This is a genomic window from uncultured Traorella sp., from assembly GCF_944327115.1.
In the GTDB taxonomy this organism is placed as follows: Bacteria; Bacillota_I; Bacilli_A; order Erysipelotrichales; family Erysipelotrichaceae; genus Traorella.
Genome location: NZ_CALVGS010000118.1, coordinates 1 through 6,443 on the forward strand (window position 1 = coordinate 1; position 6,443 = coordinate 6,443).

General features: G+C 39.7%; 6 protein-coding genes and 1 pseudogene. 4 read left to right on the forward strand and 3 right to left on the reverse strand.

Going from position 1 to position 6,443, the window contains the following annotated elements; all coding sequences use genetic code 11:
• The 4 genes and pseudogenes from Q0K35_RS10105 to yihA form a co-directional block, all read left to right on the forward strand.
• Window positions 1-420, forward strand: a pseudogene (locus Q0K35_RS10105) (hypothetical protein); the annotation flags it as partial.
• Window positions 421-444: 24 nt separating this feature from the next.
• Window positions 445-1,737, forward strand: a complete 1,293-nt coding sequence (gene tig / locus Q0K35_RS10110; RefSeq protein WP_294562737.1) for a trigger factor — start codon at window positions 445-447, stop codon at window positions 1,735-1,737.
• Between the two features lie 44 nt (window positions 1,738-1,781).
• Window positions 1,782-4,097 (forward strand): endopeptidase La, encoded by a 2,316-nt coding sequence (gene lon, locus Q0K35_RS10115; RefSeq protein WP_294562738.1) that lies wholly within the window; start codon window positions 1,782-1,784, stop codon window positions 4,095-4,097.
• A 3-nt stretch (window positions 4,098-4,100) separates the two neighbouring features.
• Window positions 4,101-4,691, forward strand: a complete 591-nt coding sequence (gene yihA / locus Q0K35_RS10120) for a ribosome biogenesis GTP-binding protein YihA/YsxC (RefSeq protein WP_294562740.1) — start codon at window positions 4,101-4,103, stop codon at window positions 4,689-4,691.
• A gap of 13 nt (window positions 4,692-4,704) precedes the next feature.
• On the opposite strand, the gene Q0K35_RS10125 is transcribed toward yihA, so the two are convergent.
• The 3 genes from Q0K35_RS10125 to Q0K35_RS10135 form a co-directional block, all read right to left on the reverse strand.
• Window positions 4,705-5,901: a DUF2812 domain-containing protein gene (locus Q0K35_RS10125; RefSeq protein WP_294562741.1), complete on the reverse strand. Its 1,197-nt coding sequence runs from the start codon at window positions 5,899-5,901 to the stop codon at window positions 4,705-4,707.
• A complete protein-coding gene (locus Q0K35_RS10130; protein WP_294562743.1) occupies window positions 5,902-6,177 on the reverse strand; it encodes a helix-turn-helix transcriptional regulator in 276 nt (91 codons plus the stop codon).
• A gap of 8 nt (window positions 6,178-6,185) precedes the next feature.
• The coding region (locus Q0K35_RS10135; protein WP_294562744.1) for a hypothetical protein at window positions 6,186-6,443 on the reverse strand (258 nt) is incomplete at its 5' end.

The following is a 6,443-nucleotide window of genomic DNA, read 5'->3' on the forward strand; positions in this document are numbered from 1 at the left end:
CTTGATCATGCGAAAAGCAATCTTGTTACGATTTCTTTGATCGAAGCCTGTATCGATCAGCAGCTGAATGAAGAATTTCATGTTGTAAAAGATGGACTGGATATCTCTTTCATTCCATCAGCATGTGTCAATCCTTGTGACAGTGAAGGAGTTGAAGAGGGCATTGCAATCATGCGCAGCTGGCTGGAAAATGAAAATCCGTCATTGCTGCAGCTGTGCATACAATGTATCTATAAAGAAGCTTATCTTCATTTGCCTTTTGAAATAGAAGAAGAGGAGAGCGAAGATTGTGCTTATGAGATCGTGATGTATGTTTCAGCGATGATGGGCTGTGAAAATGAGATGAAAAAATTGCTTTCTGAAAAAAATGCTTCACAAAAAGGAAGTTTTGAATTATTATTATATAGCAATACAATTTGATGATTGAATTTTAGGAGGAAAAACATGTCTACTTGGGAATTAAAAGAAAAATCAGCAGGTGTTTTGAAGACGACGATCGAAGGTGATCAGTGGTCAAAAGCACAGGATAAAGCATTTAAAAAAATCGTTTCTAAGCTTTCACTGCCTGGCTTCCGTAAAGGAAAGGTGCCAAGTGCTATCGCTAAACAGCATATCTCATCACAGGAGATCTTGATCAATGCTGTTGATGAGGTAGCTACGGAGGCATTGGTACAGGGAATCGGTGAACATGATATTCAGATGATCGCCCGTCCATCTCTTGATATCGAAGCAATGGATGAAAAAGCAGTAACGCTTGTTTATGATATTCAGGTTAAACCGGAAGTGAAATTAGGTCAATATACAGATCTGGGTATTAAAAAAGAAAGCACTCGTGTCTTGAAGAAGGATATCGAAGAACAGATCAGCCGTTTGCAGGAAAGATATGCCGAGCTTGAATTAAAAGAAGAAGGAAGCGTTGAAAATGGTGACACAGCAGTCATCGACTTTGAAGGTTTTAAGGATGGCGTTGCATTTGATGGCGGAAAAGGGGAAAACTATCCATTAGTGATCGGATCGGGATCTTTCATTCCGGGCTTTGAAGAACAGCTGATCGGTATGAAACCGGAAGAAACTAAGGAAATCAATGTTACCTTCCCTGAAAATTATCAGGAAGCAAGTCTGGCAGGACAGCCTGTCGTATTTAAGGTAGTGGTACATGAAATCAAGACAAAGGTATTGCCTGAATTCAATGATGAGCTGGTGAAGCAGGCAAATATCGAAAATGTAACGACTACGAAAGAATATGAGGATTACTTGAAAGAGGATCTTAAGAAGCGTAAGGAAAACGAAGCTGAAAATAAATATACCAACGATTGTCTGACAAAGGTCGTTGAAAATGCCGAGGTCGATGTTCCTCAGATCATGATCGATGAGGAATGTGATCGTATGGTCAATGATTTTAAACAGCGTCTTGCTCAGCAGGGCTTCACGATGGAGCAGTTCACTCAGATGACGGGCCAGCAGGAAAGCGATATCCGTGCAGGAATGGCTGTCGATGCAGAAAATAAGGTGAAGGTACGCCTTGTTCTTGAAGCAGTTGCGAAAGTAGAGAACGTAGAAATCAGTGAAGAGAGCATTGATGAAGAATATAAGCGAATTGCAGATGCTTATGGCATGGAAAGCGATAAGGTCAAGGAATTAATTTCTTCTGACAGCATTGCCTATGATCTGAAATTGCGTAAGGCAATCGAAATAGTAAAGAAAAGCAAGCCTGCGAAAAAAACTGAAAAAGAATAAAAGACGCTCAGCGTCTTTTTGACTAAATAGGAAGGAGTAATTTGATGGAAGAAATGAACACAAGACAATTTCCTGTGATCTGCACAAGAGATGTTGTCATATTTCCAAATGAAGAAGTAGCTATCGAAGTCGGTCGTGAAATGAGCCTGAATGCATTACGAAGAGCTAATGAGAGCTTTAATTCAGAAGTTTTGGTCGTTAGTCAGATCGACCCGACAGTGGATCAGCCGGAAGCTGGTGATCTGTATCAGGTGGGTACGATTTGCCGTATTGTTGCTACTCATAAAAAAGACGCTTTTATCAGAACTGTTTTTAAAGGCATTTCACGTGCCAGAATTTTAGATATCAAAGAAATGCGCAATACGAAGTTTGCAAGTGTCGAAGTGCTTGAAGACATTACGGGAGATGCCAATGAAGAGCTGATCCTTGTCAGAAAGATCAGTAAAGAGATGGAAAGCTTTGACAATCTGGCAAGCCTGATTTCACCGGGCATGGCAAAAAGCTTTGCGAAGGGTGTTTCCGCAAATCGGCTGGCAGATCATATCGCACAGATCTTTCCATTTACGTTGAACCAGCGTCAGCAGCTTTTGGAAACGCTGGAAGTAAATGCCCGGTTGTTAAGATTGCTTGAAGCAATTGAGAAGGAAAAGCAGCTTTTGGTAATCGACAATGAAATCAATCAAAAAGTGAGAACCCGTGTCGAAGAAAGCCAGAAGGAATATTTCCTGAGAGAAAGATTGCGTGCCATCAAAGAAGAATTGGGAGATGTACCGGAAGCGAGCGATGATGCCGATTCGATTCGTGAACAATTGGAAAAATATCCATATCCGGAAAATATTAAGGCTAAGGTCCTGGAAGAATTGTCACGTTATGAAATGCTTCCTGCAAGTGCCGGGGAGAGCGGTGTCATAAAAAGCTATATTGATTGGCTGATGAAGCTGCCTTACTGGCAGGCAAGCGAAGACAACGAGGATTTACAGCTTGCACAGCAGATCTTAGATGAAGATCATTATGGACTGGAGAAGGTCAAAGAGAGAATCATGGAATATCTGGCAGTCAAGCAGATGACCAATTCCCTGAAATCACCGATCCTTTGTCTGGTAGGTCCTCCTGGCGTCGGAAAAACATCACTGGCAAAATCAGTGGCGCGTGCATTAGGACGTAAATTTGTGAAGATCTCACTTGGCGGTGTCCGTGATGAGGCTGAAATACGTGGACATCGTAGAACATATTTGGGAAGTATGCCGGGCAGGATCATACAAGGCATGAAAAAAGCAGGTACGATCAATCCTGTATTCCTGATCGATGAAATTGATAAGATGGCAAGTGATTACAAGGGTGATCCTTCAAGTGCCATGCTGGAAGTGCTTGATCCTGAACAGAATGCTCTTTTCAGCGATCACTATATCGAAGAACCTTATGATCTGAGTCAGGTCTTATTCATCGCAACAGCTAATTATCTGGATAATATTCCGAGTGCATTGCAGGATCGCTTAGAAATCATTCAGATCAGCAGTTATACGGAAGTTGAGAAGATTCAGATTGCGAAAAAGCATTTGGTACCAAAACAGGTAGAGATGAATGGTCTAAAGCCAAATCAGTTTAAGATCAAGGATGAAGTATTGCTTTATCTGATTCAATACTATACACGTGAAGCAGGTGTCCGACAGCTTGAAAGAGTTATTGGTACCTGTGCCAGAAAAGCAGTATTGGCTATCTTAAAGGATAAGAAGAAATCAATTACGATTACCAAGAAACTTGTCAATCAGTGGCTGGGACATGAGATCTATGACTATGGCCGCAAGGAAAAGAAGGATCAGGTGGGTACGGTAACAGGATTGGCATATACTTCATTTGGCGGTGATGTCTTGCAGGTAGAGGTGACTCATTTTGAAGGAAAGGGCAAGTTTGTCTTAACCGGCAAGCTTGGCGATGTCATGAAAGAAAGTGCTTCTATTGCGTATGACTATGTACGTGCCAATGCCAAGAAGTATAAAATCGAGCCGAAGGTATTTGAACAGGAGGATATCCATATCCATGTACCTGAAGGTGCAGTACCAAAGGATGGCCCGAGTGCCGGTGTTACCTTAACAACAGCCATCGTTTCGTCATTGACCAATATTCCTGTAAAATCCGATCTGGCCATGACAGGAGAAGTGACCCTTCGCGGTAATGTGCTTCCGATCGGCGGGTTGAAGGAAAAATCTTTGGCGGCACATCGCTGCGGTATCCATACGATCATTGTGCCTAAAGCAAATATGAAGGATATCGATGAAATTCCGGATTCAGTAAAGGAAAGCATGAAGATCATCCCTGTTGAACACGTATCACAGGTTATTGATTATGCGCTGGTCAAATAGAAAATGGAAGTTAAAAACCCTTATTTAGTAATTTCTGCACCCGATTCTAAAAGCTGGCCTGACAGCGTGCTTCCTGAAATCGTGATGGCCGGAAGAAGCAATGTAGGGAAAAGCTCACTGATCAATACGATCACACGCAGAAAAAATCTTGCCTATGTAGGAAATACGCCCGGAAAGACAAGATTGTTGAATTTCTTTAATATTGATGATCGTTTTATGCTGGTGGATGTTCCCGGCTATGGATATGCCAACGCATCGAAAAAAATGCTGATTCAGTTTGGTGAGATGATGGAAGACTATTTTGAACAACGCAAGCAGAAAAAAGGCTTGTTGATCATCGTAGATGCCCGTCATAAACCGAGCGAAGATGATATTACGATGATCGAGTATGCCAGATATCATCATATGAGATTGGCAGTCATTGCGACAAAGATGGATAAGCTCAAAAGAAGTGAAATCCAGAAATGTCTTGATAAAATAAAAACGACACTGCAATTAAGCGAAGAAGAACCTCTGATTCCTTTTTCAAGTGAAAAGAAGCAGGGAATCGACCGCGTATGGCAGGTCATTGATGATATGTTAGAGGACAGGTAAATCCTGTCCTTTTTTATTGCCAGCGGATGCTTTGGATGAATTCCTTTAGGGTTGTATCATTCCATTCAAAGTTGGAATGGAAAAGCAAATAATGATTCTCTTTTATGAAAAGCATGTCTGTATAAGTATTATCATCACTATAATCATCGCAATAAATATCTACATGGTCAATTGTCGTTGTGTAAGAAAAATCATGATACTGATTGAGCTTTTTCATGATTTCGTCATGTAAGAAGGTGCTTTTATCGATATAATAGGTATAGGAAAGAGAATTTTCAGACAAAAAGGCGAATTGGGATGGTGAGCTCATATGAGAAGAGAAATATTTTAATAAAAATGATTCACTTTCATAGTAATTGTTGATGATCCTGTTTCCATAATAAGAACTGTCGATGATTTCTGTGGCTTTTGAAGTATCGTTACCTGCTGCATACATGCGGAGGATCAAACCTAAAATTAAGATAAAATTAGATACATAGCTGAAGATGCGCCAATTTGTTTTGTGATCGTTGGATTTAAAAGCATCGGCAAAACTAAAAAGCAGATTGACAGCGAAAACAATTGCCAGTATTGTTGCCCAAACATCTTTTGAGAACTGGCAGCAAGAGAAAACAAAGTATGATAAAATGATAATAAAGATAAGGACGATTACATGTGTCCACAATAGGATCTGTTTAATTGTTGAAAAGTGCTTCAATCGTAAAAAGACAGCAGTTAGGAGATAGAATAAATATCCAAGAAAGGTGGCGATCAGAAAGTTGCTGGATAACAACAACATTCTTCTTGACTGAAAGAAGACATTCGGTAAAAAAAGCGAAAGAAAAATGACAAAAGCGGTTGAAATGGTACGATTCATTTTCTTTCTAGTCTCAGTAAAGTTTCTTTTTTGAAGATCTTCATCGGTTGAGAAATCGTTGATTTTCAAAGAGCGGTATATTGAAAAGTATTTTGTTGAACAGATGAATTCATAATCAAGTTCTTCATAGAGTTCGATCTGTTGTTCAGGGGCATCGATTTCATCATTTATGAAGCCGTTATTTTGATTATATTCAACTGTATAATAGAAATGCTTGTGAGATGAAGCAAAACAGATGATGTAACTGCTCACCCATTCTATCTGCCATCCTTGTCTTGCCATATCATTGAGATAAGCTTCGAGAATATTTTTTTCATAAATTGTAAAGTGAATGATCTGGTATTTTCTTTTCATTTATTCCTCCTTGTAATGCTGCGTGTCGATAAGCATTTGTTTTAAACGCCGAATTTCCTGATTCAGCAGACTGCGTCCATGAGAAGTGATCTGATACATTCTTTTTCGTCCAAGGATCTTTGTTTCTTGGATGATCTCTTCTTCTTCAAAAAGGGAGAGAATGGTATATAGGGTTCCGGCACCTAATTTGATTCGATTTTTTGTCAGATCCTGTACAGCGGATACGATCTCACTGCCACATCTTTCATTATCCAAAACTAAGAGTACGTAGTACATTTGTTCAGTTAAGGTGGTAAGCTTTTTTCTTGGCAAAAGTACACCCCTTTTCTATTAATATGTATGTATTCACCCTTATCATAATATCGAATATCGATATTGTCAACAACTATAAAAGTGAAAGAAAAAGCATGAATAAAAAAAGAGAAAAAAAAGTAAAAAAAAGCGTTGACAGGAGAGGGAGTAAGTGGTATTATATACAAGCACTCGCAAGAGGGCGCACGGTCTTTGAAAACTGAACAAGAAACGTCAATTTCAAAAGGATA